The sequence below is a fragment of the Neisseria sp. P0021.S007 genome (assembly GCF_051956855.1).
The window spans coordinates 1-726 of record NZ_JBQCXA010000446.1 but is presented as its reverse complement, the minus strand read 5'-3'; the positions used below and the strand labels follow the sequence as shown (position 1 = coordinate 726).

The window sequence follows — 726 nt, the reverse complement described above, 5'->3', positions numbered from 1 at the left end:
ATTACAGGATGCGCGCCGAGTTCCGCATCTGGCATAAAGGCGGCGAAATGTTTTACGCCATGTTTGAACGCGGGCAAAAGGCAAGCGGGGCAAGCCTGATCCGTTGCGACCAATTTCCTGCCGCGTCCGAATCCATCAATGCCTTGATGCCGAAATTGATTGAAGCCGCATCCAATCATCCCGAGCTGAAAAACCGCTGGTACGCCGTCGAATTTTTGTCCACTTTAAGCGGCGAAATGCTGGTTACCATGATTTACCACAAGAAGCTGAACGACGCATGGCAACAAGCCGCGCAAGAGCTGGCGCACAATTTGGGCATCCACATCATCGGCCGCAGCCGCGGACAAAAAATCGTATTAAGCCAAGATTTTGTGACCGAAGCATTGGAAGTCAACGGCAAGACCTTCCGCTATCGTCAAATCGAGGGCAGCTTTACCCAACCCAATGCCCAAGTATGCAAAAAAATGCTGACTTGGGCGTGTGATGCTGCGCAAAACTTAGGCAAAGACATGCTTGAGTTATACTGCGGCAACGGCAATTTCACCCTGCCGCTTTCGCAACATTTCAATCAAGTATTGGCAACCGAAGTTTCCAAAACCTCCGTCAATGCCGCCCAATGGAATATTGAAGCCAACCAAACTACCAATCTCAAAATCGCTCGTCTGTCTGCGGAAGAATTTACCGAGGCCTACACGCAAAACCGTGAATTCCGCCGCCTGCAAGAAC

At 50.6% G+C, this 726-nt stretch carries 1 protein-coding gene; it reads left to right on the top strand.

Going from position 1 to position 726, the window contains the following annotated elements:
* Positions 1 to 726, top strand: a 726-nt coding sequence (gene trmA / locus ACTHUR_RS13905; protein ID WP_440399128.1) for a tRNA (uridine(54)-C5)-methyltransferase TrmA, incomplete at both ends; no start/stop codon positions are given.